24 protein-coding genes, 1 pseudogene and 1 riboswitch are annotated in these 26,195 nt (G+C 68.5%); of the genes and pseudogenes, 8 read left to right on the forward strand and 17 right to left on the reverse strand.

The annotated features are described in order from the left end of the window. Window positions 1–17 precede the first annotated feature (17 nt). The 4 genes from C8D87_RS14735 to C8D87_RS14750 are packed head-to-tail and all read right to left on the reverse strand — an operon-like array spanning window position 18 to window position 6,060. Window positions 18–3,713 carry an ABC transporter ATP-binding protein gene (locus C8D87_RS14735; protein ID WP_233442089.1) on the reverse strand — a complete coding sequence of 1,232 codons (3,696 nt, stop codon included), beginning with the start codon at window positions 3,711–3,713 and terminating at the stop codon, window positions 18–20. A 56-nt stretch (window positions 3,714–3,769) separates the two neighbouring features. After that, the gene (locus C8D87_RS14740) at window positions 3,770–4,642 is read right to left on the reverse strand and encodes an ABC transporter permease subunit (protein ID WP_109639292.1); all 873 of its coding nucleotides are present in this window, start codon (window positions 4,640–4,642) and stop codon (window positions 3,770–3,772) included. Next, on the reverse strand, window positions 4,642–5,598 hold the full coding sequence (locus tag C8D87_RS14745; RefSeq protein WP_109639293.1) for an ABC transporter ATP-binding protein: 957 nt from the start codon (window positions 5,596–5,598) through the stop codon (window positions 4,642–4,644). Before C8D87_RS14745 ends, C8D87_RS14740 begins: the two co-directional genes overlap by 1 nt. A gap of 21 nt (window positions 5,599–5,619) precedes the next feature. Continuing rightward, the gene (locus tag C8D87_RS14750) at window positions 5,620–6,060 is read right to left on the reverse strand and encodes an AraC family transcriptional regulator (RefSeq protein WP_233439996.1); all 441 of its coding nucleotides are present in this window, start codon (window positions 6,058–6,060) and stop codon (window positions 5,620–5,622) included. A gap of 622 nt (window positions 6,061–6,682) precedes the next feature. Between C8D87_RS14750 and C8D87_RS14760 the strand changes: the two genes are divergently transcribed. From C8D87_RS14760 to C8D87_RS45100, 3 genes are read left to right on the forward strand one after another with little or no spacing between them, the layout of a single operon-like run. Then, window positions 6,683–8,131, forward strand: a complete 1,449-nt coding sequence (locus C8D87_RS14760; RefSeq protein WP_109639294.1) for an MFS transporter — start codon at window positions 6,683–6,685, stop codon at window positions 8,129–8,131. Window positions 8,132–8,141: 10 nt separating this feature from the next. Then, the gene (locus tag C8D87_RS14765; RefSeq protein WP_112226975.1) at window positions 8,142–8,825 is read left to right on the forward strand and encodes a TetR/AcrR family transcriptional regulator; all 684 of its coding nucleotides are present in this window, start codon (window positions 8,142–8,144) and stop codon (window positions 8,823–8,825) included. Continuing rightward, entirely contained in the window at window positions 8,822–9,022 is a 201-nt protein-coding gene (locus tag C8D87_RS45100) for a hypothetical protein (protein WP_146771707.1), read from the forward strand. Before C8D87_RS14765 ends, C8D87_RS45100 begins: the two co-directional genes overlap by 4 nt. Window positions 9,023–9,213: 191 nt before the next feature. On the opposite strand, the gene ald is transcribed toward C8D87_RS45100, so the two are convergent. The 3 genes from ald to C8D87_RS14780 all read right to left on the reverse strand — a co-directional run bounded on the left by ald (window position 9,214) and on the right by C8D87_RS14780 (window position 11,718). Continuing rightward, on the reverse strand, window positions 9,214–10,326 hold the full coding sequence (ald, locus tag C8D87_RS14775; protein ID WP_112226977.1) for an alanine dehydrogenase: 1,113 nt from the start codon (window positions 10,324–10,326) through the stop codon (window positions 9,214–9,216). Window positions 10,327–10,429: 103 nt separating this feature from the next. Continuing rightward, the gene (locus C8D87_RS47610) at window positions 10,430–10,861 is read right to left on the reverse strand and encodes an alpha-L-fucosidase (protein WP_233442090.1); all 432 of its coding nucleotides are present in this window, start codon (window positions 10,859–10,861) and stop codon (window positions 10,430–10,432) included. Beyond that, window positions 10,858–11,718, reverse strand: a complete 861-nt coding sequence (locus tag C8D87_RS14780; protein ID WP_233442091.1) for a hypothetical protein — start codon at window positions 11,716–11,718, stop codon at window positions 10,858–10,860. Before C8D87_RS14780 ends, C8D87_RS47610 begins: the two co-directional genes overlap by 4 nt. A 137-nt stretch (window positions 11,719–11,855) precedes the next feature. Continuing rightward, window positions 11,856–11,948: riboswitch (glycine riboswitch) on the forward strand. A gap of 64 nt (window positions 11,949–12,012) precedes the next feature. Here C8D87_RS14780 and gcvH point away from each other — a divergent pair. After that, window positions 12,013–12,393, forward strand: coding sequence for a glycine cleavage system protein GcvH (gcvH, locus tag C8D87_RS14785; RefSeq protein ID WP_112226978.1), 381 nt, complete (start codon window positions 12,013–12,015; stop codon window positions 12,391–12,393). Between the two features lie 30 nt (window positions 12,394–12,423). Then, on the forward strand, window positions 12,424–13,788 hold the full coding sequence (locus C8D87_RS14790; protein ID WP_112226979.1) for an L-serine ammonia-lyase: 1,365 nt from the start codon (window positions 12,424–12,426) through the stop codon (window positions 13,786–13,788). Between the two features lies 1 nt (window position 13,789). On the opposite strand, the gene C8D87_RS47615 is transcribed toward C8D87_RS14790, so the two are convergent. The 3 genes and pseudogenes from C8D87_RS47615 to C8D87_RS14800 form a co-directional block, all read right to left on the reverse strand. Further along, window positions 13,790–14,143, reverse strand: a complete 354-nt coding sequence (locus tag C8D87_RS47615) for a winged helix-turn-helix transcriptional regulator (protein WP_411711382.1) — start codon at window positions 14,141–14,143, stop codon at window positions 13,790–13,792. Window positions 14,144–14,338: 195 nt separating this feature from the next. Further along, window positions 14,339–14,422, reverse strand: a pseudogene (locus C8D87_RS48555) (hypothetical protein); the annotation flags it as partial. 683 nt (window positions 14,423–15,105) lie between these two features. Continuing rightward, on the reverse strand, window positions 15,106–15,756 hold the full coding sequence (locus C8D87_RS14800; RefSeq protein WP_146771709.1) for a TVP38/TMEM64 family protein: 651 nt from the start codon (window positions 15,754–15,756) through the stop codon (window positions 15,106–15,108). A 71-nt stretch (window positions 15,757–15,827) separates the two neighbouring features. Between C8D87_RS14800 and C8D87_RS14805 the strand changes: the two genes are divergently transcribed. After that, window positions 15,828–16,232, forward strand: coding sequence for a hypothetical protein (locus C8D87_RS14805; protein ID WP_112226982.1), 405 nt, complete (start codon window positions 15,828–15,830; stop codon window positions 16,230–16,232). On the opposite strand, the gene C8D87_RS14810 is transcribed toward C8D87_RS14805, so the two are convergent. From C8D87_RS14810 to C8D87_RS14820, 3 genes are read right to left on the reverse strand one after another with little or no spacing between them, the layout of a single operon-like run. Next, window positions 16,229–16,537, reverse strand: coding sequence for a winged helix-turn-helix domain-containing protein (locus C8D87_RS14810; RefSeq protein WP_109639303.1), 309 nt, complete (start codon window positions 16,535–16,537; stop codon window positions 16,229–16,231). The two genes, C8D87_RS14805 and C8D87_RS14810, sit on opposite strands and share 4 nt — an antisense overlap. Beyond that, window positions 16,534–17,382, reverse strand: coding sequence for a hypothetical protein (locus C8D87_RS14815; protein ID WP_112226983.1), 849 nt, complete (start codon window positions 17,380–17,382; stop codon window positions 16,534–16,536). The genes C8D87_RS14810 and C8D87_RS14815 overlap by 4 nt, the downstream gene beginning before the upstream one ends. A 58-nt stretch (window positions 17,383–17,440) precedes the next feature. Beyond that, window positions 17,441–19,318 (reverse strand): ABC1 kinase family protein, encoded by a 1,878-nt coding sequence (locus C8D87_RS14820; protein WP_112226984.1) that lies wholly within the window; start codon window positions 19,316–19,318, stop codon window positions 17,441–17,443. Window positions 19,319–19,425: 107 nt separating this feature from the next. On the opposite strand from C8D87_RS14820, the gene C8D87_RS14825 reads away from it, so the two are divergent. Further along, entirely contained in the window at window positions 19,426–21,693 is a 2,268-nt protein-coding gene (locus tag C8D87_RS14825) for a glycosyl hydrolase family 95 catalytic domain-containing protein (protein WP_112227096.1), read from the forward strand. A 56-nt stretch (window positions 21,694–21,749) separates the two neighbouring features. Here C8D87_RS14825 and C8D87_RS14830 read toward each other — a convergent pair whose 3' ends face one another. Then, complete coding sequence (locus tag C8D87_RS14830; protein WP_112226985.1) at window positions 21,750–22,133, reverse strand: SSI family serine proteinase inhibitor; 384 nt, start codon at window positions 22,131–22,133, stop codon at window positions 21,750–21,752. Between the two features lie 87 nt (window positions 22,134–22,220). Beyond that, on the reverse strand, window positions 22,221–23,090 hold the full coding sequence (locus tag C8D87_RS14835) for an SGNH/GDSL hydrolase family protein (protein ID WP_112226986.1): 870 nt from the start codon (window positions 23,088–23,090) through the stop codon (window positions 22,221–22,223). 111 nt (window positions 23,091–23,201) lie between these two features. Here C8D87_RS14835 and C8D87_RS14840 point away from each other — a divergent pair, with 111 nt between their 5' ends. Continuing rightward, window positions 23,202–24,455 carry an MFS transporter gene (locus C8D87_RS14840; RefSeq protein WP_233439999.1) on the forward strand — a complete coding sequence of 418 codons (1,254 nt, stop codon included), beginning with the start codon at window positions 23,202–23,204 and terminating at the stop codon, window positions 24,453–24,455. Here C8D87_RS14840 and C8D87_RS14845 read toward each other — a convergent pair. Together C8D87_RS14845 and C8D87_RS14850 are read right to left on the reverse strand one after the other, a co-directional pair. Beyond that, entirely contained in the window at window positions 24,387–25,238 is an 852-nt protein-coding gene (locus C8D87_RS14845; RefSeq protein ID WP_109639309.1) for a hypothetical protein, read from the reverse strand. The genes C8D87_RS14840 and C8D87_RS14845 overlap by 69 nt on opposite strands. Continuing rightward, window positions 25,235–26,182, reverse strand: coding sequence for an SPFH domain-containing protein (locus tag C8D87_RS14850; RefSeq protein WP_112226987.1), 948 nt, complete (start codon window positions 26,180–26,182; stop codon window positions 25,235–25,237). The genes C8D87_RS14845 and C8D87_RS14850 overlap by 4 nt, the downstream gene beginning before the upstream one ends. Between the last annotated feature and the right edge of the window lie 13 nt (window positions 26,183–26,195).

Consider the following 26,195-nt stretch of genomic DNA (forward strand, 5'->3'; position numbering starts at 1 on the left):
CCTGGGCGCGCGGTTGGTCAGGCGGCGGCTTCTGGGGTGCCGTGGCGCCAAAGGCGGGCGTAGGCGCCGTTGGATGCCAAGAGGTCGGCGTGGGTGCCCTGTTCGACTATGCGGCCGTTGGCCAGGACGACTATGCGGTCGGCTTTTGCCGCTGTGGCCAGGCGGTGGGCCACCACGAAGGTGGTGCGGGTGCCCGTCAGGTGGTCGCTGGCGGCCAGGACGGCGGACTCGGTGGCCGGGTCCAGGGCGGCGGTGGCCTCGTCCAGCAGGAGGAGGTCCGGGTTCACCAGTTCGGCGCGGGCCAGGGCCAGGAGTTGGCGTTGGCCCGCGGAGAGGTGGTTGCCGCGTTCGCCCACCGGTTGGTGGAAGCCGTTGGGGAGGGTGGCGACCATCGGGAGGGCGCCTACGGCTGCTACGGCTTGCTGGATTTCTTCTCTTGTGGCGGTGGGGCGGCCGTAGGCGACGTTCTCGGCCACGTCGCCGCCGAAGAGGTGGGCCTCCTGGGGGACCACGCCCAGGCGTTGGCGGTAGGACGAGAGGTCGTAGGTGCGGATGTCCACGCCGTCGACCTGGACGGAGCCGGTGGTGGCGTCGTAGAAGCGGGCGATCAGCTTCACCAGGGTGGACTTGCCGGCGCCGGTTTCGCCCACGAGGGCGACGGTTTCGCCGGGGTTGACGTGGAGGGACACGTTGTCCAGGGCCGGGTGGTCGGCGCCCTGGTAGGTGAAGGAGACGTTGCGCAGTTCCACCTCGCCGCGCAGGCGGGGCGGGACCGGGATTGGGGTCGCCGGGGGTTCGACCGTGCTCGGGGTGCGCAGGAGGTCGCCGATTCGGCGCAGGCCCACGCGGGCCTGCTGGTAGCCGTCGAAGACGCCGGAGAGTTGCTGGATCGGGCTGAAGAACAGGCCCAGGTAGAGCAGGAAGGCCAGGAGGACGCCCGGAGTCAGCGTGCCGGTGGCCACCCGGTGGGCGCCTACGGCGAGGACCACGGCTTGGGCCACGCCGGAGAGCATTGCCACGAAGGGGAAGTAGGTGGCGATGTAGCGCTGGGCGCGCAGGCGGGTGCGGCGGTAGGCGTCGCTGCGTTCGGCGAAGGCTTCCGCCGAGTGGCGTTCGCGGGTGTAGGCCTGGGAGACGCGCAGACCCGAGACGTTCTCCTGGAGGTCGGCGTTGACGGCGCTCACCCGCTCGCGGGCTTCGGCGTAGGCGGTGGAGGCGAGGCGCTGGAAGATCACCGTGGCGACGGCCAGGAGTGGCAGGACGGACAGGGCGATCAGGGCCAGGGACGCGTCGGTGATCACCAGGGCCGCGGTGATGCCCACGACCGTGATGAGGCTGATCACCGCGGTGACGAGGCCGGTCTGCAGGAACGTCGAGAGGGCGTCGACGTCCGTCGTCATCCTCGTCATGATGCGGCCGGCCATCTCGCGCTCGTAGTAGTCGAGGCCCAGGCGTTGCAGGTGGGCGTAGCTGCGGACGCGGAGCAGGTAGAGCAGGCGTTCGCCCAGGCGGGCGGCGAACACGGTGCTGCCCGTCGTGGTCAGCCAGCCGATCACCACCAGGCCCACGCCCATGGCGACCGCCTGCCACAGGGTGGAGGTGGTGCCTGTCACCACGCCGCCGTCGACGCCAAGGCGGACCAGCGCCGGCAGGCCCATGCCCACCAGCGCGTCCAGCACGACCAGGGCGGCCACGGCGGCCAAGGCCCAGCGGACCGGGCGCAGCAGGCTCGCCAGGCGGAAGCTCGGATCGGGTGCCTGCGGGTCTTCGCCGTGCAGGACCGGAGCCTCGGTGGCGGGCGGCAGCGCGCGCACCTTGGCCAGCAGTTCCGGGGTGGGCGGGCCGCCCGCCAGTGCCGACATGCCGCCGCCACCGCCTCCCCGGCGGCCGGACGCGGCGGGAGCAGTGGTCCTGGCTTCGTCGATCAGGCGCTGGTCCAGCGTCTCCTGGGACAACGTGGGCCACAGTTCGCCTGTCGCCACGGGTGGGGTGGACTCGATCGCCTCGTCCGGGCCCGCCAGCAGGTCGCGGTAGAGGGGGCAGCGAGCGGTCAGCTCCTCGTGGGTGCCGACGTCGACCACGCGGCCCGCGTCGAGGACCGCGATCCGGTCGGCCAGGGACAGCGTCGAGCGTCTGTGGGCCACCAGCAGGGTCGTGCGGTTCGCCGTCACCGAGGCCAGCGTCGCGTGGATCGCGGCTTCCGTCGCGTTGTCCACGGCGGACGTGGCGTCGTCCAGCAACAGCACCCGCGGGTCCGAGAGGAGAGCGCGAGCGAGGGCCACGCGCTGGCGTTGACCGCCGGAGAGGGTCAGGCCGCGTTCGCCCACCACCGTGTCGTAGCCGAGCGGCAGGGCCTCGATGAAGTCGTGCGCCTCCGCTGCCTTCGCGGCGCGCTCCACTTCCTCACGGGACGCGGTGGGGCGGCCGTACGCGATGTTCGCGAACACCGTGTCGGAAAAGAGGAAAGCCTCCTCGAAGACGACACCCACCGCACCGCGCAACGACTCCAGGCGCAGCGTGCGGACGTCGGCGCCACCCACCCGGACGGCACCGGAGTGCACGTCGTAGAAACGGGGCAGCAGCAACGAAACCGTGGACTTGCCGGAACCCGCGGTACCGACCAGCGCCAGCGTCTCGCCCGGCTCCACGGAGATCGAGAAGTCCTGCAGCACCGGCTCGCTGCGGGTGTAGCCGAACGTCACGTCCGAGAACGAGATGCCGAGCGGGCCGTCCGGCACCTCGTCGGGGCCGTCCCGCACGTCCGGCTGCGAGTCGATCAGCTCGTAGACCCGCTCCACCCCGGCGCGCGCCAGCTGCGCGGACACCACCAGGCCGGACAGGATCCTGGTCGGGCCTACGAGGTTCGCCACGTACGTCGTGAACGCCAGGAACGTGCCCAGCGTGACCTCACCGTGCAACGCCAGCCAGCCGCCCAGCGCCAGTACGCCGACCTGGCCGAGCAACGGCAGCGCGGTGACGGTCGCGAGCGGCCGCGACGTCAGCCGGGCAGCGCGCATCCGTTCCGCGAACAGCGCCCGAGCGTGCTTCTCCAGCCGTGCCACCTCGCGCGCCTCCTGGCCGAAGCCCTTCACCACGCGGACACCGGTGACGGTCTCCTCGACGTGCTGCGCGAGATCGGCGGCCCGCTGCTGCGCGGACCAGGTGGCGGGGAACAACGTCAGCCGCGTCCGGCCCGCGAGCCACGCCACCAGCGGCAGCACGATGATCGCGATGATCGTCAGCGGCACCGACAGGTAGAGCATCGCAGCCAGGGCGGCCACCGCGAACACCACGGTGCCGACCGCCAGCGGCGCCATCATCAGCAGCGACTGCACCAGCTGCAGGTCGGTGATCGACCGCGACACGATCTGCCCGGTCCGCAGCTCGTCCTGCTTCGCGCCGTCGAGCCGCTGCACCGCCGAGAACACGCCGAGCCGCAGGTCGTGCTGCACGCCCAGCGCCAGCCGGCCGCCCAGATATCGCCGCAGGAACGCCGACCCGAACGTGAGCAGCTCCAGCGCGATCAACGCCACCATGAGCGCCCACAGCCGGTCGGTGCGGCCCTCCGTCGAGTCGTCGACCGCGGTCTTGAGCAGCAACGGGCCCGCCGCCTGCAGACCAACGCCGACGACCGCCGCCAGCACCGACAGCACCACCAGTCGGGGGTGCTGCCAGCAGGCGGCGGTCAGTCGGCGGATCCAGCCCTTCGTCACGCAGCCAAGACTACGGACGGGGTCTGACAGCTAAGTGGATCTTGGGAAGCCGCAGGTCAGGTGATGTCCTTGGACTGGGTGACCGCCCAGCCGCCCGCGAACACGATCCCGGACCAGCCGAGGAACACGAGCCCCGACCACCACCAGTCGAGCGCCCCGCCCGCACCGGCGATCGCCCGCAGCACGTCCTCGACCTCCGGCGGCACCACACCCGCCGTCGACAGGAAGAGGTCGACCGCGACCGACCCGGTGAGCCCGTTGATCGACCCGTTCGGAAGGAACCCGATGATCGAGGGCACCTCCAGGTACGCGAGCACGAGGTGCAGCACGTTCTCGATCACCAGGAAGTACAGCAGCAGCAACACGACCGTGCCCGCCACGTTCGGGATCAGCGCGCCGATGCCGACGCCGAACATCGTCATCAGGACCGACGACAGCACGCAGGCTAGCGTCAGCATCGCCCAGCCACCGGCGTCCGGCAGCTGCCCGGAATCGCTGGTGATCACCACGCCGATGCCGAGGAACAGCATGATCGCGAGGCCGTAGATCGCGCCCCACAACACGTAGACCAGCATCTTCGCCAGCAACGCGTGCATGCGCGACGGCGCGGTCAGGAACGTCGTCGTGATCGTCCGCCGGTTGATCTCACCGGAGATCGCCAGCGCACCGAAGACCATCGGGAAGATCGTCGAGATGTTGATCGCCCGCGCCATGCCGAACAGCGACACCTTCCACTGGTCCGGCGTGACCCCGAGAAAGTCCGACACCTCGTCGACGTCGCTGGTCGACGCGAAGTCCACGAAGAACTGACCGAGCAGACCGGTGGCGAGCCCCCAGCCGAGCGCCAGCACCGCGGTCGGGATCAGCAGACCCCACCACAGCCCGGTCGTCGTCGTCTTGCGGAGCTCCGCCTGTACGAGGTTGCCCATCAGGCCCAACCACCCTGCTGCTTGTACGGAGTCTGAGCCGGCGCGTACCCGGCGTACTGGCCGCTGGTGAGCTGGAAGAACAGCCGCTCGAGGTCGACCTGCTCCTCCTGGATGCCGTAGATCGACACGCCTGCCTTCAACGCGCTGTCGGCCACCTGCCTGGAGTCCACTCCGGACACCGCGAGCCTGCCGTCGGGCAGCTGCTCGATCGCCTGCACACCCTCAGCACGCAACGCCGTCGCGAGCGCGTTGATGTCCGACGGCTGGACGAGAACGCGCCGCTGCTGCGACTGCCGCAACTGCTCCAACGGCCCGTAGAACATCGTCTGCCCGCGCGAGATGATCACGACCTGGTCGACGGTCTGCTCGACCTCGGCCAGCAGGTGGCTGGAGATCAGCACCGTGCGTCCCATCCGCGCGTACGACTGCAGGAACGTGCGCAGCCACGCGATGCCCTCGGGGTCGAGGCCGTTCGCGGGTTCGTCCAGCACGAGCACCTGCGGGTCGCCGAGCAGCGCGGTGGCGAGCGCCAGCCGCTGCTTCATGCCGAGTGAGAACCCGCCCACCTTGCGATCGGCCGCGGAGCCCAGGCCGACCAGGCCGAGGACCTGGTCGGCCTGCGCGTCCGGCACGCCGATGGCCGCCGCGTACACGCGCAGGTGGTCGCGGGCGGAGCGGGCGGGGTGGAACCCCTGTGCCTCCAGCACCGCGCCCACCACGCGGCCGGGCTGACCGAGCTGGTGGAACGGTCTTCCGTTGATCGTCGCCGTGCCGCTGGTCGGCTTCACGAGCCCGAGCAACATCCGCAGGGTCGTCGTCTTCCCCGCGCCGTTCGGGCCGAGGAAGCCCGTGACACTGCCGGGGGACACGGTGAAGCTCAGGTTCTGCACCGCGGTGACTGGACCGAACTGCTTGGTCAGGTTCTGCACCGCGATGAGGCCGCTGCCGTCATGCATGCGGCCCATCCTGCCTGAAGCTCAGTCCGGCAAGGCGTGCTTCGGGCGCGACACGACCGGCGCGCGGTGCACCACCGGCGGGAGGTCGCTCAAGATCGGCGGCAGCTCGGTGGTCAGCTCGACCGGTGTTTCCTCAGGGATCTCGATCGTGCCCGATCGGGTGAAAGGGTTGCGCAACGGCCTGCGGCGCTCCCGATGCGGCAGACCCTCGCCGATCAGGTGCTGATGCGCCATGTTCCAGACCTGGCACGGCCACCGCCGTCGCCGCAGCCAGCCGGGACACGCCTTGCACCTGCCGTCCTCGTCCGGCTGGTGCACCGTCAGCAGCAGTCGCCAGCCGTCCGCCAGGCGGTGGATCTCCGCGCGGGCCAGCGGGACCAGCGCGTCGGCTTCGCCGTGCTCGGCGACCTTGTCCAGCAGTGCCAGCCGTTGCAGCACCGCGTCTCGCAGCGCCTCGTCCATCACATCTTCGCCGTGGCCTGATCGAGCAAGGATCCCAGCCGGCGTGTCTGCGTGGCGGACATCACAGCGGTCTCGCCCGGTGGCGTGACCAGGAGGACTCGGTCGTTTTCGACCAGGACGGTCATCGATCTGTCCCGACCGAACGGGTCGTGGCAGTGGATCCATCCCTGTGGTTCAGCCATGGAATCTCCCTTCGAGGGACGCCCGACTCCGTGTTCATCGGCCGTCGGCCCTGCTCGCCGCACCGCGGACCGGTGAATTCACTCGTTTGCTGGACGGGCCGAACACGGGCAGTGGTCCAGTTGGGGAAACTTTTGGGTCGCGTTTCGGTGGGGGTGCTGGGCGCGCCCGCCCAAGGCCCGCTATATTTGTCCTCGGCGGCCCCGCTCCCAGTGACCCCCAGGCTGGTTGAGCGCGGCCGCCCTTTACGTGGCGGGCTCTGGCGCTCATCGGCCTTCGGTCGATTTCGCCAGAGCCCGCAGTTCTTTTTCGGGGACGACCCCCGAAGCCCCGCAGGCTCAGGCGCTGAGCGCCTTCGCGATCCACGTCTCCCTCCGTGAAACCCGTTGCGCCCCGGTGTCTCGTACGCTGTAAGTTGCTCGTACACCGTAAGGGGGAGGACATGACTTCGACGACCGAGAAGGTCGGGGTGCACCCGCACCCCCAGCGCTGGGCCGTGCTCGGCGTGCTCTGCCTGTCCGTGATGGTCGTGGTGCTCGACAACACCGTGCTGAACGTGGCGATCCCGTCGATCTCCACCGGCCTCGGGGCGAGCACCGCCGACATCCAGTGGATGATCAACGCGTACTCGCTGGCGCTGGCGGGTCTGCTGCTCACGACCGGTTCGCTGAGCGACAGGTTCGGCCGCAGGAAGGCGTTGCTGGCCGGTCTCGCGCTCTTCGGTGCGGGCAGTGCCGTGGCGGCCTACGCGGGCTCGTCCGAGGCGCTGATCGCGGCACGCGGCTTCATGGGCGTCGGTGCCGCGATGCTGATGCCGGGCACGCTGGCCGTGCTGATGCAGTTGTTCGACGAGAAGGAACGCCCGAAGGCCATCGGCATCTGGGCCGCGGTCACGAGCCTCGGCTTCGCGGCCGGTCCGGTGATCGGCGGCGCGCTCATCAAGCACTTCTGGTGGGGTTCGGTGTTCCTCATCAACGTGCCGGTGGCGATCCTCGCGATCGCGGCCGTCGCGGCGCTGGTGCCGGAGTCCAAGGACCCGACCGTGCGCAGGCCGGACGTCATCGGCTCGATCCTGTCGATCATCGGCATGGTTGCGCTGGTGTACGCGGTCATCGAGGTGCCGGAGCACGGGTTCGGCTCTGCGCAGTTCGGCGTGCCCGTGGCGATCGGGCTGGTCACCATGACGGCGTTCGCGTTGTGGGAACGGCACACCGCGGAGCCGATGCTGGACCTCGGCTTCTTCGCGGACCGGCGGTTCACCGGTGCGGTGGCGTCGGGAGTGCTGGCGTCGTTCGGCATGGCGGGCTCGCTCTTCCTGTTGACGCAACACCTTCAGGGCGTGCTCGGCTACAGCCCGTTGGAGGCCGGTCTTCGCGTGGCACCGATGGCGATCGCGTTGCTCGTCACCAGCAACACGCTGGGCCAGCTCGTGCTGAAACTGGGTGCCAGCAAGGCGATGCTGCTCGGCATGACGATCGTCGCGGGCGGCGTGGTGCTGCTGTCGATCGGCAACACCTACCCGCCGACGCTGGCCGGTCTGATCCTCATCGGCGTGGGTGTCGGTGTGGCGCAACCGGTTGCGGTCAACGCGCTGATGGGTGCCATCCCGCCGGAGCGCGCCGGTATCGCGTCGGGTCTGTCGAGCACGCTGACGGAGCTGGGCTCCTCGTTCGGCATCGCCGTGCTGGGCGCGCTGCTGTCCGCGCGGTTCGCGGCCTCACTGCCGGACGGAATCCCGTCGCGGTCGTTGAGCGACGCACTGCACAGCGGAGCGGACATCACGGTCGTGCGCGACGCGTTCTCGTCCGGCATGAGCGTGAGCCTCGTGATCGGCGCGATCGCGGTGTTCCTGGGAGGTGTTGTGGCCAGCGTGTTGCTGCGGCGTGCTTAGGATCGCTGCTGTGGACAGCGTGTGGTTCAGCAAGCCCAGGCCCAGCAGCGGTCAGCCTCTCGGCCTGAGCCGGGAGGCGATCGTCTGCAAGGCGGTGGAGATGCTGGACGAGCACGGCATGCAGAAGCTGTCCATGCGCAAGCTCGCGGCCGCACTCGGTGCCGCACCGATGTCGCTCTACTGGCACGTGCCGACGAAGGACGCGTTGATCGAGCTCTGCCTCGACGAGGTCTACGGGGAGCTCGGGCGACCGGAACCGGACACCGACTGGGAGACGGCGCTGCGGCAGATGATGCACGCGTTTCGTCAGGTCGCGCACAGGCACCCGTGGTGGATCCGAGGCATCGGTGAGTTCAACTCCGTCGGGCCGAACGCGGTGGCGATGGCGGACACGATGCTCGAAGCCATGCTGTCGGCCGGCCTGTCGACGTTCGCGGCGGCGCGGTCGGTGTCGGCGGTGTCGAGCTACGTCGTCGGATACGCGACGGCCGAGGTGAACTTCATCGGCCGCGGCGGGATGGATGCCGCGCCGCCGGACCTGGCGAAGATCGCCGACCTGTACCGGGACAGGCATCCCCGTTACGTCGCGATGCTGGGCGAGCAGGAGCTGTGGTCGCTGGAGGGGCAGTTCGAGTTCGGGCTGGACTGCGTGATCGACGGCATCAGGGCGAGGGTCGCGGTGCTCCGGTCGTGAGCTGCAGCATCGACGGCCCGATCCGGCGCCCGATCGAGGTTTCCGCACTCCTGCAGCACACACGGGAGGTGCTGCGGGAGTTGCTGGCGACCGACGAGGTCCCGGAACTGTCGAGCAACACGCGATCGCGCCGGCGGCCGCCGACCTCGGTGGTGGCGCCTTCTTCGACGAGAACCGCGGCATCGTGCGGCCGTTGATCTACGACCCGCGCGAGGTGATCGCGAAGACCCGACTCGCTCCGGGCGATCTCGGGTTCCTGGACCGGTGCGAGCGGTACCTGCGCCAGTTCGAGCACCTCAACGGCCGGCCGAGGACCGTCACGCTGGCCGGATGGACGAAACCCCCGCAGCATGATCGCGTGCGGGGGCTTCTCTCATTCAGTTGGCTTTCAGACCACGGTCTCCAGCGGCGTGTGCGTGAGGCCGGTCGCCTCGGCCACCGGGCCGTTGGTCAGCTGCCCGGCGTGGACGTTGAGGCCCAGGGCGAGCGAACGGTCGTTCTTCAACGCCTTCTCCCAACCCTTGTCGGCCAGCGCGACCGCGTAGGGCAGCGTCACGTTGGTCAGGGCGTAGGTCGAGGTGCGCGGCACGGCGCCCGGCATGTTCGCCACGCAGTAGAAGACCGAGTTGTGGACCTCGTAGGTCGGCTCGGCGTGCGTGGTCGGACGTGAGTCCTCGAAGCAGCCGCCCTGGTCGATCGCGATGTCGACGAGCACAGAGCCCGGCTTCATGTCGGCGACCAGTGCGTTCGAGACCAGCTTCGGGGCGGCGGCACCCGGCACGAGCACGGCGCCGATGACCAGGTCGGCCTCGCGGACGGCCTGTTCCACGGAGAACGCGTTGGACGCCAGCGTGCGCAGGCGGCCCTGGAACTGGGCGTCGATCTGGCGCAGGCGGTCGACGTTGGTGTCGAGGATCTGCACGTCCGCGCCCATGCCGACGGCGATGGTGGCGGCGTTGACGCCCGCCACGCCGCCGCCGATCACGACCACGCGGGCAGGGGCGACGCCGGGGACGCCACCGGGCAGCACGCCGCGGCCACCGGACGGCTTCATCAGGGAGAACGCGCCGACCTGCGGGGCCAGGCGGCCCGCGACCTCGGACATCGGGGCGAGCAGCGGCAGCGCGCGGTTCGGCAGCTGCACGGTCTCGTAGGCGATGGCCGTGGTGCCGGAGGCCAGCAGAGCCTCGGTCAGCGGCTTGTCGGCGGCGAGGTGCAGGTACGTGAAGAGGGTCTGGCCGGCGCGGAGGCGGGGGTACTCCTCGGCGATCGGCTCCTTGACCTTGAGGACCATGTCGCCTTCCGCCCACACGTCGTCGGCGGAAGCGAGGATCTTGGCGCCCGCGGCGAGGTACTCCTCGTCGGTGATCGCGGAACCCAGACCGGCGCCCCGCTCGACGAACACGTCGTGGCCGCGGCTGGTCAGCTCGTGAGCACCCGCCGGCGTGAGGGCGACGCGGTACTCGTGGTTCTTGATCTCGCGGGGAACTGCGATCCGCACGATGACTCCTCCGTTCGGCTGGCCTCTGTCTCACAATGTGAGGCAGCCCGAAGGTCATGTCATCGTGCGGATCGCACTATCCGGTCACTGTCGGGTTGTTCTGCTAGGACAAAGCCACCTTCAACACCCATGCGTGCCGGCCAACGCCCGCAGGCACGTCCACCACGAGTTTCCCGCCCGATCGGGTCCATTTCAGGGGCCTGTCGTGCCCCAGCAACGTCACCCTGTCGCCGTCCTTGATCGGTACTGGAGCGTCGACCACGAGCTGTGAGCCAGGCTGGGCCAACGAGGTGATGTAGAACGCCTCGTTCGGCTTCACCGTGAACCGCAGCGAACCCTGCTGGGCCATGCGCGACCAGTACGTCGTGCCGTAGATCGACTCGCCGTTGGTCTTCAGCCACGCGCCCGTCTCGCGGAGGCGCTGCTGCATGATCTCCGGGATCGAACCGTCCGCCCGCGGTCCGATGTCCAGCAGGAAGTTGCCGTTCTTCGACGTCGTGCCGACCAGCGTGTCGATCACCTCATCCGCGGTCATGTACATCGAGTCCGCGTCGCCCGGTTCCACCCGTACGAACACGGATCGAGGCCGCGCGAGGCCTCCCACTTCTTCACCACGGTGTTCGGGTACGTCGCGTACTCCGGCGTCGTGTAGATGTTCGACATCCACTGGTCGCCGAGATTCACGACGGTGGCCTCGATCGTCTGGCCACCCAGCCGCGGCGGCTTGTTCGTGCTGCGCGCGGACCGGACCGCGAGCACCTCGCCCTTGCCCGCCGGCTGCAGCGACAGGGCGAACACGTGCAACGACGACTTGCCCTCGGCCGCCGGGTTCGTCACGGGCAGCGTGAGGCCGACGGCGTCCTTCGACGGATCTGTCCACACCTGACCGGTGCCGATCGACTCCGGGTGCTGGTCGGTCCCGCCTGGGGAGTACCGGTAGGGCGCGGAGATCGGACCACTGCCCGAGTACCGGTCAGGTCCGGTGAGCGCGGCGGTGCTGGTCGAACCGTCCGCGTAGTGCACGGTCGCGGTGCCTCCCGCAGCGCCGTAGGACGACGCCACGAGGAAGTGCGCGGTCAGGTAGCGGCCGCTGGGCAGGTCGATCCGCTGGCCGGGTGAGACCGCGTTGTTGTTCTTCGACTGTGTGCTGCCTGGGAACAGATAGGGCACGCCATCGGCTGTGACCTGCCCGGACGGGAGTGCTTCCGCAGGGAAGGCGTAACCGGAGCCGTCGAAGTTCCCGGTCCGGTCCGCGGCTGTGTCGATGCCGTCGTTGTTGAGGTGGGAGTCGATCGGAACAGGGATGGGTTGAGGGACGTCCGCTGCGCTCGCGGTGGAGACCGAGGCGGTCAGAAGCGAGGCGAGCAGAGCGACGGTGAGCGCTGCCCTCATGAAACCTCCGATGTCTGGGTTTCAATCAGTGGTAGCGCTCTCCCGGCTGTCAACCATCTCGCGTTGACACTTGGCGGCGGACGCACATAGCGTTCGCGCCGAGAACTGAAGACCGGCCGCGGTGCCCGTGAGGCACCAGAACCCGAGTGGGAGAGACCTCGACGAGCGAGTCGGGGCGCCGAAGGGGCAAGCTCCCGCACACTCTCAGGCAGCAAGACCGCTCGGGGTAGGCAACTCTGCACGGCGGAGGGGGCGCAAGTTTCCTGACCGAGCCGTGAAGCCAGAGGAGTCGCCGTGGAGTTCCCCGAGAACCTGCTCTACACCGTCGAGCACGAGTGGGTCGACTGGACGCCGGGTACCCAGGACCCGTTGACCTGCGGAATCACCGAGTACGCCGCGGACGCCCTCGGTGACATCGTCTTCGTTCAGCTCCCCGAGGTCGGCGCGAAGGTCGTCTCGAACGAGGTGTGCGGTGAGCTCGAGTCCACCAAGTCGGTCAGCGACCTGTTCTCGCCCGTCACCGGTGAGGTGATCGAGGTCAACAGCGCGGTCGTGGACGACCCGGCGATCATCAACAACGAGCCGTACGGCGCCGGCTGGTTGTTCAAGGTGCGCGTCGAGTCGGCGGAGAACCTGCTCACGGCTGCCAAGTACGCCGAGCTCACCAAAGACTGACTGCAGACCACCACCGCGAAGGACTGATCAGTGGCGATCAGCGTTTTCGACCTTTTCTCCGTCGGCATCGGGCCGTCCAGCTCCCACACGGTCGGCCCGATGCGCGCGGCGGCGATGTTCGTCGAGAAGCTCGGGGCACGGGTGTCCGAAGTGGACCGCGTGCACGTCGAGCTGTTCGGCTCGCTCGGCGCGACCGGGCACGGTCACGGCAGCCCGAAGGCCGTCTTCCTCGGCCTTGAAGGGAATCTGCCGGAAGAAGTCGACCCGGCGATCGCGGCCGTCCGCGTCGAGGAGATCGTCGCGAGTGGACGCCTGAAGCTCGGTGGCACGCACGAGATCGGCTTCGTGCACGACCGCGACCTCGTCATGCACCGCCGCAAGTCGCTTCCGTTGCACCCCAACGGGATGAGCTTCGAGGCCTACAAGGGCGAGGAGTCGGTCGAGCAGGCCGTCTACTACTCGATCGGCGGCGGGTTCGTCGTCGACGAGAACGCGAGCGGCACCGACCGGATCAAGCCGGACACCACCCCGCTGCCGCATCCCTTCCTGACCGGCGACCAGCTGCTCGCGCGCACCCGTGAGACCGGCCTGTCGATCAGCGAGATCATGATGGCCAACGAGCTGTCGTGGCGGTCGGAAGAGGAAGTGCGCCAAGGACTTCTGCACATCTGGCAGGTGATGCAGGAGTGTGTGGAACGCGGCTGCAACGAGCACGGCGTCCTGCCAGGCGGCCTCAAGGTCCGCCGCCGCGCCGCCGAGATGCGCAAGCGGCTGGAGGGCGAGCACTTCGCCACCGACCCGCTGCGGGTCATGGACTGGGTGACGCTCTTCGCGTTGGCCGTCAACGAGGAGAACGCGGCGGGCGGCCGTGTCGTCACCGCGCCGACCAACGGCGCGGCCGGCATCGTGCCCGCGGTCCTGCACTACTACACGAGGTTCGTGCCGGGAGCCAGCGACGACGGCGTCGTCAGGTTTCTGCTCACCGCGGGCGCGATCGGCGTGCTGTTCAAGGAGAACGCCTCGATCTCCGGCGCCGAGGTCGGGTGCCAGGGCGAGGTCGGCTCGGCGTGTTCGATGGCCGCCGGTGGTCTCGCAGAGGTCCTCGGCGGCACCCCGGAACAGGTCGAGAACGCCGCCGAGATCGCCATGGAGCACAACCTCGGTCTGACGTGCGACCCGATCGGCGGCCTGGTGCAGATCCCGTGCATCGAACGCAACGCGCTCGCGTCGATCAAGGCGATCACCGCGGCACGCATGGCGTTGCGCGGCGACGGCTCGCACTTCGTGTCGCTCGACAAGGTCATCAAGACCATGCGCGACACCGGCAAGGACATGTCGGTGAAGTACAAGGAGACCGCACGCGGCGGCCTCGCCGTCAACGTGATCGAGTGCTGACTCAGCGCGCGTCGTACGCGCGCTGCGCCTCCAGCACCTCGGGCATCCGCTCCTCCAGGAGATGGATCAACGAGAGCAGCCGCTCGGCCGTCTCGCGCCCGAGCGGCGTGAGGCTGTAGTCGACGCGCGGTGGGTTCGTGGGCTGCGCGTCGCGGTGCACGAGCCCGTCGCGCTCCAGCGCGTGCAACGTCTGGGACAGCATCTTCTCGCTGACCCCGTCGACCCGCCGGCGCAGCTCGTTGAACCGCAGCGGACCGTCCACGAGCGCGCCCATCGTCAGGCTGCCCCACCTGCCGGTGACGTGCTCCAGCGTCGGGCGTGACGGGCACGCCTTGGCGAACACGTTGAACTCCACGTCGTTAGCATACCTGGTCACAGCGCTAACCGTCAGATGGCGCAGCGTGCTGGTTAGTGCATGGTCGGCTGCCGATGTCGGATTCGGCGCATCGGCTGGGGTTGACTGGTAGCTGCCGAGGATCTCGTGCGCGAAAGCGACGAGATCGCGGACGCGTTGGCCGGACGGGTGGTTGCGAACCCGCATCTCCAGGTTCTCGGGCCGGTTGTCGTCGCGGATGCCGTTCTTGTGGTGCACGGTTTCGCGGGGGCTGAGCAGGCGGCCGAGCACCGCCTCCATTACGAGGCGATGCTCGCCCACTCAGCGTCCTTTGCCCACGTATCGAAAGCGGTAGCCATCTCGTCGCATGTGGCCTGTGCTGACGGGGCGACCTCTACGAGGGCGGTTCTGCCGGTGCCTCTCGTGGTGGGTCCTGCACCATCCCCGTGCGCCGCCGAGAGTAAGTGCGGCGGACGGTGTTGAACTTCGCCATCGGCTCTGCCCCCTCAAAGCAAAAGAAAGGGGAGCTCACGAACGACACGCGTGCCCGAGATCAGGGTCGCGGAAGGTACATGCTGCTCTGCCAGACTGAGCTGCAGCCGCAGTGGCTGGTGGGATTCGAACCCGCGACCCGCCCATTAGAAGTGGAAGTAACCCTCTGCTTCGCACCGGACACGGTGAAGTTGTGCGCTCCCGAGATCAAGTTCGCCAACGGTGCATTTGCGTTTTGAAGACGAAGTAACCGTTGGCTTCGCATCGGGGTGCGATTGCTGTGCAACCACATCGCGCCAGCGATTTATCACCTCTGGTCGATGTGGAGCTGTGGACGCCCGAGATCAAGTCGCGGAAGGTGGCTGCTCACCGGAGTGGGCGAAGACCGGCCGAAGCCGGTCTCAGGAATCGAACCCGAGTGATCACCAGAAGTAATCCTCCGCTGCGCACCGGGCGCACATCCTTACAGCCACACGGCCCCAGCGATTTTTCTAAGGTGCCGCCTTCACGAACCGGCGCAGCAGGTAGAACAATCCGACCGTCAGCAGCAATCCTGCCGCGCAGATCATCACGATCTCCTCAACCGTCTCCGCCTGCGACCCGGCGAACACGTAGGCGGCACAAATCGGCACGGTTCCGGTGAGGGTGAACAACATGAAAGTCCGGAACGACACCCGTGACACCCCGGCGGACACGGACACGGTCTCGGCCATCATCGGAATGCCGCGTGCCACGCCGAAGAACCAGGGGCCGAACTGACGGCCCCAGCGGCGCATTTCGGTCAGCTCGTCAATGGTCACGACCTTGCGCACCAACCACGGGCGCGCAAACCTGCCGAGGGCGTACCCTGCGGCAGAGGAACCCAGGGATCCGATGACCGCGAGTGCCAGCCCCAGCGGCAGGCCGAGTGCCGTCCCCGCCAGCACGATGAGCGGGGTGGACGGCACGGGCAGCAGCACGTCCACGACGAGCAGGGCGAAGATCGCCACCGCCGCCCACACCGGGTCGATGCCGCGCACCCACGTCACGACTCCCTCGAAGTCGATGAGGTCGAGTGCCTCGAACACGAGCCAGCTCAACAGCACGAACGCGAGCACGACGAACGGTATCCACTTCCACCGAACGCCCGTCTCATAACTCATCGGGTGATGGTCGCCCACCTCGATGCGCCGGACAATCCGCCAGTGGCACAGGTTCCGCGAAGGAGACACACATGAGTGACGACCTCGTGCCGTTCCTCGGGCACTGGGTGCTCGATCCGGCGCGTTCCGCGTACACCGGCGGCACCCCTCCCCGAAGCGGTCACTACGACCTCCGCCTGGAGGGCGAGCGGCTCGTCGTCATCATCGAAGGCGTGCTGGGATCCGGTGATCCCATCCGCACCGGGTACACATTGGACCTGTGGCAGGACACGCCGATGAACGTGGGCAAGGTCGATCGCGTGCGCACGGTCGTCGAGCCGAGGAAGTTCTGCACGATCGCCTTCGCGGGCTCGCAAGCGGTTGCGCGCGCGTGGCGGATTCTCGGCAACCTCAACGAGATGACGATCGTCCAGTCGGCGCCGGACCAGTTCGGCGTCTGGCGTGACGACGTTTCGGTCTACCGGCGCCAGTTCTAGAGGTTGTCGTGCCGGTTCAGCAGTGCTCGCAAGGCCGCCATCTCCGCGGCGAGAGCGGAGCGGCCGGCTTCGGTGATGTGCAGCCAGGTCTTGGGCCGCTTGCCCTCGTAGCCCTTCTCCACCTCGACCAGCCCCGCCTGTTCCAGCACGGTGATGTGCCGCGACAGGTTGCCGGCGGTCAGCTCCAGCGCCGACTTCAGGTACGAGAACTCCACCCGTTTCGTCTCGGCGGCGATGGTCAGCACGCCCAGCCGATGTCGCTGGTGGACGGTGTCGTCCAGGCCGGCTGTGGGGTTCTCGCTCACCGGGTCATCTCCCGCCGCACGGACCCGATGATCCCGCCCACCAGCAGGACGAACGCGGGCACCGCCGTGCTCGCGAAGTGCTCCACTCCCCGCGGCCAGTAGAAGCCGAACCGTCCTGCCTCGTTCACGAACAGCACGGTAGCGGTGAAGATCGCCACGGTGACCGTGCACACCACGTTGCGCTCCAGGTGGGCGAGTCCGGCCAGGCCCGCGGCGAGCACGAACAGCGGGCCGTACTGGTAGACCGTGAGGAAGTGCGCGAGAGCGAACAGCACGAGCACCGCGAGCGTGAAGCCGACACTGCGCACGCGCCACGTCGCCGCCACGATCACCGCCACGGTGATCGGCAGTGCGATCTGCCAGCCCGCCCGGCCGAAGAACAGCTCGCTCAGCACCGGCACGCCGACCAGTGGCAGCACCAGCATGAAGATCGTGACCTGGGCGTAGAGCCTGGTGGGCGTCTCGACGCCGACCTGCGCCGCGCGCCACCGGTACCACCAGACGACCGCGAGATAACCGCACAGCAACGCGACGATCCAGTAGACGTCCGCGGCGATGTTCGGCTGGAAGTGGCTGAACACCGGGCTGTTCATCACCTGGCCCGCGGGGTGCAGCCAGTGGTAGAGCCACGGCATCTCCGCCGAGTTCCACGAGCACGGCTGAGGCTCCACGAGCTCCGGGTTCTGCCCGCTCGGCACGCAGAACCTCGGCGCGTAGAACGGCGTCGCCGCCAGTGTGATCAAGCCGAACAGCAGGAACGGCAGCCAGTAGCCGTGCCGGTCGGCGCGGGCACGCTTGCGCATCGCCCCGAGCTCGACGAGCAGGCCCTTCGGATCCTCAGTCATGACAGTTCCCCCAACTGTGCTCGACTGCAATCAGGTTTGCATTGCAAACCTAAATCGGTCAAGGCCGGGGACGGAACACCGTCACGACGACGCGCAGGCCCAGCAGCACGCTGATGATCAGCAGGTTGTAGCCGAACACCTGGTAGAGGCCGATCTCCGGCACGACCTGCGGCCCACCGGAGGACCCGAGCAGCAGCACCGCCATCACGCCGGCGGTCGCACCCAGGACGGTCAGCATCACCTGGTGCAGCAGGCCGGTCACGAACGACCGGTCGCGTTCGTCGGCGAAGAGCCGCATCGACATGCTGAGCCGGCCCTGCTCCATCGCGCCGGTGATCCGGTCGATCCGCCTGGGCAGGCGGCGCAGCATCGGCAGCACGGCCTGGAGCTCCTCGGCCATCGTGCGCTGCACGGACTCCGGCGTCAGCCGCTCGGAGATCTGCTCGGTGGCGAACGCCCGTGACTCCACCACGATGTTGAAGCCCGGCGAGAGCACACCCAGCGTGCCCTCCAGCGTCGCCAGCGCCCGGAACACCGCCGCGATCTCCGGCGGGACGCTCAGCCCGAACCGGGACACGATCAGGAACAGGTCGCCGAACATCTCCACGTCCGGCCGCATGCCCGCGCCGAGGTGCCGTGCCATGAACTGCCCGAGCGCGCGCTCCAGCCGTTGCTCGTCGATGTCCTCGGGCCGGGAGGTGAGTTCCAGCAACGCGTCCGTCAGCCCGGCGGGATCACCGCGGTCGATCGCGAGCAGGAGTCGTTGCAGCGCCGCCCGCAGGCTCGAGTCGATCCGCCCGACCGAGCCGAAGTCGAGCAGTCCGAGCCGTCCGTCGTTCAGCAACAGCACGTTGCCCGGATGCGGGTCCGCGTGGAAGACGCCGTCGAGCATCACCTGTCGCAGCACGAAGCGCAGCAACGTCCGCGCCAGGCCCTCGTCCTCAGCGGTACCGCGCAGGGGCACGCCGTCGAGCCGGTCCATGACGAGAACGCGAGAAGTCGACAGGTGGACGTGCGGCAGCCCGACGGAGGTGTCCGAAACAGCTGCCACCGCCGCGATGTTGCGTGCCTCGACCTTGAAGTCCAGCTCCTCCCGCAACGCCGCAGCGAACCCCGCCGCCAGGTCCCGCACGCCCAGCGCCGAGCCCCACCGCGTGCGCTGCAACGTCTCAGCCAGCCGGGAGACGATGTCCAGGTCGCCCTCGGCCACCGCTCGCACGCCAGGTCGCTGCACCTTCACCACGACCTCCGCGCCCGACTTCAGCACGGCCCTGTGCACCTGCGCGATCGAGGCGGCGGCCAGCGGCGTCTCGTCGACCGACGCGAACGCGTCCAGCCCGACCTCGGCGTCGAGCACCGCGCGGACGTCCGCCCACTTCGCCGGTGGAACCTTGTCCTGCAACAGGCTGAGCTCCTCGACGAACTCCTCGGACAGGAGGTCGGCACGCGTCGACAACACCTGCCCGAGCTTCACGAACGTCACTCCGGCGTCCTGCAACGCGAGTCGCAACGACCTCGCCAGCCCGGCGGACGACCGTTCGCGGCCGCGCAGGTAGGGCCCGAGGCCGTGCCGGAACGCGATCGCGGTGATCCGCGAGTACCTGCGCGTGCGGGCGATGCGGCGCCGCAGCATGCCCCACCACTCCGTCGGCGGCGGGATCGAGCCGGTCGGCACGATGATCTCCGCGAACGCCAGCAGCCCGATCACCGTGAGGATCGACAGCCCGAGCTGGAGGGTCACCAGCCCGGCGGTCGGCTCGACCGTGGTCTCCCCGAAAGCGCTCGACGCGACCGACATGGCGAGCAGGCAGGCCAGCGCGGTGCGGATCAGGCCGATGCGCAGGCCCAGGATGCGCCGGGCCGCGAGTGCCATGCCCATGACCAGCAGCAGGAACGTGATCGGGAAGCCGATCGTGTAGACGAGGAAGTCCCCCATGATCGAAGCCTAGACACGGGTCTTGACTCCGGCTGACTCCTCACGAAAGATCCGATGAATCGCCGCCCGCGTGGACCTGACCGCACATCGAAGTGAGGTGCCAGAACGTGGTCGAACTCAACCGGCGCACGCTGATCGGAGGCGCGTTGGCCGGGGTAGCGGGCAGTGCGCTGCTGCCTTCCGGCGCGTCAGCGGGTGATGGCTTCAACTGGAGAGACTTCATCGGGTCATCGGATCTCATCTGGAAGAAGATGCCCGCGACCTGGTTCGAGGGGCCGTACCTCGGCAACGGGTTCCTGGGCTCCGGCATCTACGCCGAACCGAACGCCAACGCCATCAGATTCAACGTCCAGCACTCCCAGGTGCAGGACCACCGGCCGGAGTTCGGGGCCCTCTTCGGCCTCGCCCGGCTGCCCATCGGCTACTTCACGCTCGAACCCGTCGGCGCGATCACCGGCGTCGACTGGCGGCTCGACCTCTGGAACGCCGAGCTGACCGGCACGATCACCACGGCCGCGGGAAGTCTGCGGCTGCGCGCGTTCATCCACACCAACCGCGACCTCTACGCCATCGACGTCCAGGCCAGCGAGGGCGAGCGCGCGTTCAAGTGGGTCTTCCACCCGCTCAAGGCGATCAGCCCGCGCACCGACCCGAAGTGGAACCGCCCCGCGCCCGCCGGCTTCACCGACAACCCGCCCGTGCAGCTCACCGGCAGCGGTGACGTGCAGCTCGCGGTGCAGCCGCTGAACGCGGGCGGCGAGCACGTGACGGCGTGGCGCGAGGTCACCCGCGGCACCCGGCGGACGCTCTTCACCAGCGTCGCGTGGTCGCACCCGCGGAAGACCGCTGTGCGCAGGGCGATCGGCAACGTCCGGTGCGGTTCGATCGAGGGCCTCGCCGTCGACCACCGGTTGTGGTGGCACGACTTCTACCGCAGGAGCTTCCTGTCCATTCCGGACAAGCGGCTGCAGGCGTTCTACTGGATCCAGCTCTACAAGTTCGCGTCCGCGGCCCGCAAGGAGGCCCCCGCGATCGCGACCTGCGGCCCGTGGCTCGAGAACACGCCATGGCCGAACACGTGGTGGAACCTCAACGTGCAGCTTGAGTACTGGCTGATCCACGGCTCCAACCACGTCGACTTCGACGCCGTCACGTACTCGGTCGACAGGTACCGCGACGTGCTCGTCGAGCAGGTACCCGCCGAGTACCGGCACGACAGCGCGGGCATCCCGCGCACCACCGACACCGTGCTCAACAACGGTGCCGGCATCGGCAACTCCGGTTACGGCGTGGGGATTCCCGGCAAGGAAGTGCCCACGCCCGAAGTCGGCAACCTGACCTGGACGCTGCACAACGTCTGGCTCACCTACCGGCACACCATGGACGACCGGGTCCTGCGCAACGTGCTGTTCCCGTTGCTGCGCAGGGCCATCAACTACTACTTCCACTTCCTCACCAAGGGCTCGGACGGGAAGTGGCACCTGCCGTTCACCTTCTCGCCGGAGTACGGCGTCAACGCACCGGACTGCAACTACGACCTCGCGCTGATCCGGTGGGGCTGCCAGACCCTGCTGGAGTCCGCGAAGTCGTTGCGCGTCAACGATCCGCTGATCCCGAAGTGGCAGGACACGCTCGCGAACCTCACGCCGTACCCGGTGGACGCCAACGGGTACATGATCGGCGCCGGGGTGCCGTTCGCGAAGTCGCACCGGCACTATTCGCACCTGCTGCAGATCTATCCGCTGTACGAGGTGACGTGGGAGGACGTCTCGAAACGCCGGCTGATCGAGACCTCGCTGAACCACTGGATCAGCTTCGAAGGCGCGCTGCAGGGCTACACGTTCACGGGTGCCGCGTCGATCAGCGCGCAGATGCTGCGCGGGGACAAGGCGGACTTCTACCTCGGCGAGCTGATGCGCCGGTACATCAAGCCGAACACGATGTACCAGGAGTCCGGGCCGGTGATCGAAACGCCTTTGAGCGCGGTGCAGTCGATGTACGACATGCTGTGCCAGAGCTGGGGTGGCGTGATCCGCGTCTTCCCCGCAGTGCCGTGGCCGGAGATCTCGCTCGACAACTTCCGGACGCAGGGCGCGTTCCTGCTCAGCGCGTCACGGCAGAAGGGAGCCACGCGGTGGATCAAGCTGCGCAGTGAGGCCGGCGCGCCCTGTGTCGTCCGGACGGACATCAAGGATCCGGTCGTGCGTGACCACCGGGGCCGGCCGAAGCGCTTTTCGGTGCTGCCCAACGGAGATCTGCGCATCGAGCTGCGGCGCGGCGAGGAAGCTGTCATCCACCGCAACGGTGACAGGCCCGACCTGAAGGTCGGCCCGGTGATCGGTGCTCCGGCACCGTCGTGGGGTCTGCCCGGATAGGGCGTCGCCGGTGCCCCGCCGCGACGGCGGTGCGGCGGGGCACCGGCGGACGCGGTCTAGAAGTCGAACACCTTGCCCGTATGGACGCGCATCACGCACGGGTTGGAGTACACCTGCTCGAACACGACCTTCTTGCCGCGCCACTTGCCCCTCAGCTTGGCCTTGGTCGTGTTGAGCTCCATGGTGCACGCGGCGTCGGCCGCCGGCTCCATCCTGGTGAAGTCGCCGTCGACGGGGATGAGGTCGGCGCAAGCCTGCTTGGCGTTCTTGTGCGGTCCGCCCGCGGGTTCGCAGGTGAGCACCGTGGTGCTGAGCGTGCCCATCTCCGGCCGCACCGACAGCACCAGGCCGGATGCGGGGAGCGGTACCGCCTGGGCCGTCGCGGGGACGATCGGAGCGGCCAGCGCGAGGCAGGCGAACAGAAGTCGGGTCCTTGCCATGCCAACAGAGTGGCGCGGCAGGGACCCGGATCTCCAATCAACTCAGCGGTAACACCAGATCGTGTAGACCGCTGCAACTCTGTGCAACTAGACGCCCGCGAGCTCCGTCCCGGCGAGGGCGGCGGCGACCTGCTTACCCACCGCAGCCATGCCGCTGGCATTCGGGTGAACCGGGAACGCGAGCCTCGTCGGGACGAGGCCCTCGACCCACTTGTCCCACGGCGCCGCGCACACGTCGCGGCCGAGGCTGATGTCGTACGGGTTGACCCAGCCCGCACCCGCGGCCTTGGCCTGTGCGGCGAGCATGCCGTTGAGCAGCTTCTGCATGTCGTCGAGGTACGGCACGTCGCCGCTCGCGATGGGCACGAGAGGCCAGCAGCCCTGCGACGGCGGCAGGATCCGCAGGTAGCCGACGACCACGACCCTGGCGTTCGGCGAACGCTGCTTGATTCCCTTGAGGACGTCCGCGACCTTGGGCGCGGTGGCGTTGATGCGCTGGGCCAGTTCGTCGCCGTACAACGCCTTGCAGGGCGCGCCGTGCGGGTCGGTCAGGCCGCGGCTCGCGCAGGTCGTGATGATCTCGCTGAACCCGATGTCGTTGCCTCCGATGGAGACGGTGACGAGGTCCGTGTCGGGCTTCAGGGCGGACAGCTGCGGCACGGACTGACCGGGGAAGCCGGTCTGCACGCCGGCCATGTCCTTGGTCTGGGCGCCACCGCAGGAGATGTCGGTGAAGTTGGTGATGCCGAGCTTGCGGGCGAGGACGGACGGGTAGTTCTGCGTCGACTTGAAGCAACTCAGCGGGTCGAGCCGCTGCAGGGGGATGAACGGTCCGGAGACGAACGAATCCCCGAGTGAGACGTAGTTCCGGTACTGCGGAGCCGCGCTGGCGGTCGGGACCACAATCGCTGCTATCAGGGCCGTGAGCAGGGATACAACAGTCACTCGGCGCGTCATTGCTACCTCGTTACTGAAGAGTAGGAACGTAGGACGAAGGGTGACCGGACCATTGCGCAGTGTCAATCCCTCGACCAGGCTGGAACGATGACGGGGGTACGCAAAGTAGCTGTGGCATCCGCGGTCGGTAACACGATCGAGCTGTACGACTTCCTGCTCTACGGCACGGCCTCGGCGCTCGTGTTCAACAAGATCTTCTTTCCGCAGTTCGACAGTCGCGTCGGCGTGCTGCTGGCGTTCGCCACGTTCGGAGCGGGTTTCGTGGCCCGTCCGCTCGGCGGCGCGGTGATCGGCCATCTCGGCGACCGGTTCGGGCGCCGCGCGATGCTCGTGATCACGCTGTCGGCGACGGGGCTCGCCACGGCGTTGATCGGCCTGCTGCCGTCCTACGCCTCGATCGGCATCGCGGCACCGGTACTGCTGGTGCTGCTGCGGATCGTGCAGGGCTTCTTCATGGGCGGCGAACAGGGCGGCGCGTCGCTGATGGCCGTCGAACACGCGCCACCGGGCCGTTGGGGTTGGTACGGCAGCTGGGTGTTCATCGGCTCGCCGGTCGGTCTCGTGCTGGCGAACCTCGCGATGTACCTGTCGTCGCGGGCGACGGGCCCCGACTTCCTGTCGTGGGGCTGGCGTTTGCCGTTCCTGTTCTCGATCGTGCTGGTCGGTATCGGTCTCTACATCAGGCTGCGGGTGTCCGAGAGCCCGCGCTTCGCCCGCGCCGAGAAGTCCCGGATGCCGCTCGTGGAGGTCGTGCGCACCCGGTGGCAGGTGCTGCTGCTCGGCGCGGGCGTGAACCTCGGCTTCCAGATCTTCATCTTCGTGTTGTCGGTGTTCACCATCAACTACGGCCGCACGGCGCTGCGGATGTCTCCGGACGATCTCCTGGTGGCGCAGGTGCTCGGCGGGCTCGCACAGGTGGTCGCCGTGCCCGTGTTCGCCTGGCTGTCGGACCGGATCGGGCGGCTGCCCGTGATGTTCGGCGGAGCGGTGTTCCAGGCGGCGTTCGCGTTTCCGATGTTCTGGTTGATGGACGTGCGGTGGTTCACCGCGGCGATCGTGCTCGGCTTCGTCGGCTCAGGCGCGTTGTTCGGGCCGATGGCCGCCTACTTCGCCGAACTGTTCCGCACGCGCGTGCGGTACAGCGGTGTGGCGGTGAGCTACCAGCTCGGCGCTGTGCTCGGCGGTGGCCTGGCGCCCTTCGTCGCGACCTCGTTGCTGGCCTACGGAACCTGGGCCGTCGCGCTCTACCTGATCGCCGGCGCGGTGCTGTCCGGTGTGTGCCTGCTGGTGATCGGCTCAGCGCACGAGGCGGAGCCGGCGGGAGGCGAGTCCGACGCTCAGCCGCTGACCCCAGCCGAGGCGTAGCGCGTCGCTTTCGATGCCGTCGCCGAACGCCACCAGCCCGTCGGACTCCACGTCGATGTCGAGCGGCCTGTCGGTGAGCTCGCCCTCGGTGTGTTCGATGCCGGTGCTCGGCGACGGCCACGCCTCCCTGACGAACCACACGAGCCTGCGCTCGGTCGGATCCGGGAGGGCGATCGCGCTTTTCCTTTCCCGGTGGGCACTCGAGCACCAGCCCGTCGCACCGGTGCCGCTGCCGACGAGGATGCCGGACGAGGCCTGGCGTTCGTTCCCGATGCGGTACCGGCTGGTCTGGTGGCTCGGATGGCCGACGTAGATCTCGTTGAGCGCGCACAGGGTCTGGCCGTCGTCCGACCGCGCCTCGACCATCGTGCGGTCCTCGGTGTCACCGGTGTTGTGGAGGAGCTCCGCGGCGTCCTGCGGGGCGTGCTTCGCGAGCACGCCCCGCTCCGGGTTGATGCCGATCACGGGCTGGCCGTCGAGGTACTTGGCGACGTTGGCGACCAGCCCGTCCTGCCCGACGATGACGACTACGTCCTCGGGCGCGAACAGGAACCGCGACAGGTCTTCCCTCTCGACCACGCCGCGGCGCCAGTCGAGCGGGATCGCGGCGCTGACAACTCCCAGCGCCTTGCGGGCCTGCTGGTCACGGTCCACCACCTCGTCCAGGGTTCTGTTGCGGGACTTCAGGAAGAACTCGACCTGGCCGCGTGTGCCATGCCGTGCCAGCAACTCTGTCAGCTCGGTGCGCCGGTGCACCAGCACAATTCTCGGGGCGAGGCTCATCGGGCAAGTCTCTGCAGGATCGGCTGGATCAGGTCCGGCGTGAGGGTGATGCTGCCGATCTCCGGCAGGTTGCCCGCGAGCTCCTTGGCCGCCAGCGCCAGGAGGACGTTCTGGGGGATCTCCTTGTAGGCGTCCAGTCTCGCCTTCTCGCCGGCGGCCTCGGCTTCGGCGAGCTTGCGGATGCCGTCGGCCTTGGCGTCGTCGGCGATCCTGCTGGCCCTGGCGTGGTCCTCCGCCTTCTTCAGCGCGTTCGCACCTCGTTGCACGACCAGGAGCTCCTCGCGCTTGGCCAGCTCGATCTGGTTCTGGAGCTCGTTCTCGCTGATCGCCCGCTCGCGTTCCACGGCCATGGCACGGCGCTCGTAGGTGGCCTTGTCGGCGTCCTGCTGGACCCTCTCGCGGATGGTGGTCTGGAGGGCCTTCTCCATGTCGGCGTCCGGGCGGATGGCCACCACCCTGACGTCGATGATCTCCATGCCGATGTGGGCCGCGGTCAGGCCGGTCGAGACCGACTGCTTGACCTTCTCGACGCCGGTCCTGATGGCGGTTTCGAGGTCCAGGGTGGCGAGGATCTTGAGGGCGTGCTGCTGGGTGCTCTCGGTGAGCGTGTTGGCGATCTGGCTCAACGGGTCCTGCCGCCAGGTGCCGGTGTCGGGGTCGATCGAGAAGTCGATGCGTGCCGTGGCCGTCCCCGGGTCGGTGCACCGGTACGTGATCGTCAGCTGGACCGTCACGTCCTGGTAGTCCTGGGTGCGGGCGTGGAACAGCATCGGAAGCTCGCGGTCGTCCACCGGGACCTCGCTCAGCACCGCGGTTCTCGGGCGGAACCAGAAGCTCAGGCCGGTGCCCTCGTGGACGACCCTGCCCTTGCGGATGTGTCTGATGTGGACCGTCGGGGCTCCTCTGAGGTGACGGAGTCCTGGGTAGGTACTGATGTCGGCCATCGTCGGCTCTCCT

The sequence above is a fragment of the Lentzea atacamensis genome, assembly GCF_003269295.1.
Classification (GTDB): Bacteria; Actinomycetota; Actinomycetes; order Mycobacteriales; family Pseudonocardiaceae; genus Lentzea; species Lentzea atacamensis.

Coding starts and splice junctions, on each gene's coding strand:
- C8D87_RS14740 (WP_109639292.1), bottom strand. CDS start 4,642: ATGGGCAACCTCGTACAGGCGGAGCTCCGCAAGACGACGACGACCGGG.
- C8D87_RS14745 (WP_109639293.1), bottom strand. CDS start 5,598: ATGCATGACGGCAGCGGCCTCATCGCGGTGCAGAACCTGACCAAGCAG.
- C8D87_RS14750 (WP_233439996.1), bottom strand. CDS start 6,060: ATGGACGAGGCGCTGCGAGACGCGGTGCTGCAACGGCTGGCACTGCTG.
- C8D87_RS14760 (WP_109639294.1), top strand. CDS start 6,683: ATGACTTCGACGACCGAGAAGGTCGGGGTGCACCCGCACCCCCAGCGC.
- C8D87_RS47610 (WP_233442090.1), bottom strand. CDS start 10,861: ATGACCGCGGATGAGGTGATCGACACGCTGGTCGGCACGACGTCGAAG.
- C8D87_RS14780 (WP_233442091.1), bottom strand. CDS start 11,718: ATGAGGGCAGCGCTCACCGTCGCTCTGCTCGCCTCGCTTCTGACCGCC.
- C8D87_RS14800 (WP_146771709.1), bottom strand. CDS start 15,756: ATGAGTTATGAGACGGGCGTTCGGTGGAAGTGGATACCGTTCGTCGTG.
- C8D87_RS14805 (WP_112226982.1), top strand. CDS start 15,828: ATGAGTGACGACCTCGTGCCGTTCCTCGGGCACTGGGTGCTCGATCCG.
- C8D87_RS14815 (WP_112226983.1), bottom strand. CDS start 17,382: ATGACTGAGGATCCGAAGGGCCTGCTCGTCGAGCTCGGGGCGATGCGC.
- C8D87_RS14820 (WP_112226984.1), bottom strand. CDS start 19,318: ATGGGGGACTTCCTCGTCTACACGATCGGCTTCCCGATCACGTTCCTG.
- C8D87_RS14830 (WP_112226985.1), bottom strand. CDS start 22,133: ATGGCAAGGACCCGACTTCTGTTCGCCTGCCTCGCGCTGGCCGCTCCG.
- C8D87_RS14835 (WP_112226986.1), bottom strand. CDS start 23,090: ATGACGCGCCGAGTGACTGTTGTATCCCTGCTCACGGCCCTGATAGCA.
- C8D87_RS14845 (WP_109639309.1), bottom strand. CDS start 25,238: ATGAGCCTCGCCCCGAGAATTGTGCTGGTGCACCGGCGCACCGAGCTG.
- C8D87_RS14850 (WP_112226987.1), bottom strand. CDS start 26,182: ATGGCCGACATCAGTACCTACCCAGGACTCCGTCACCTCAGAGGAGCC.